Annotated in this window: 1 pseudogene; it reads left to right on the top strand. The window is 65.1% G+C overall.

What is annotated here, in order from left to right:
• Nucleotides 1–229 (top strand): annotated as a pseudogene (locus tag P9236_RS30845) (UDP-N-acetylmuramoylalanyl-D-glutamyl-2, 6-diaminopimelate--D-alanyl-D-alanine ligase); the annotation flags it as partial.

Here is a 229-nt window from a genome sequence, read left to right on the forward strand (position 1 = left end):
GCATAGAGGCCGGCGGCGCCGCGCTGCTCAATCGCGACGATCCGCGTTGGAAGCTGCTCGGGAAAGTGGCCAAGGATGCAGGTGTCGAGCATGTCTTCGGCTTCGGCGAGAACGCCCGCTCGGCCTTTCGTCTTGTTGGCTGCGACCTTTATGCCGATCACTCCGATATCGCGGTCAAGATCGGCAAGAGGGACGTGACGGCCCGTGTGGGGGCGCCCGGCCGCCACAT

The sequence above is a fragment of the Mesorhizobium sp. WSM4884 genome (assembly GCF_029625675.1).
In the GTDB taxonomy this organism is placed as follows: domain Bacteria; phylum Pseudomonadota; class Alphaproteobacteria; order Rhizobiales; family Rhizobiaceae; genus Mesorhizobium.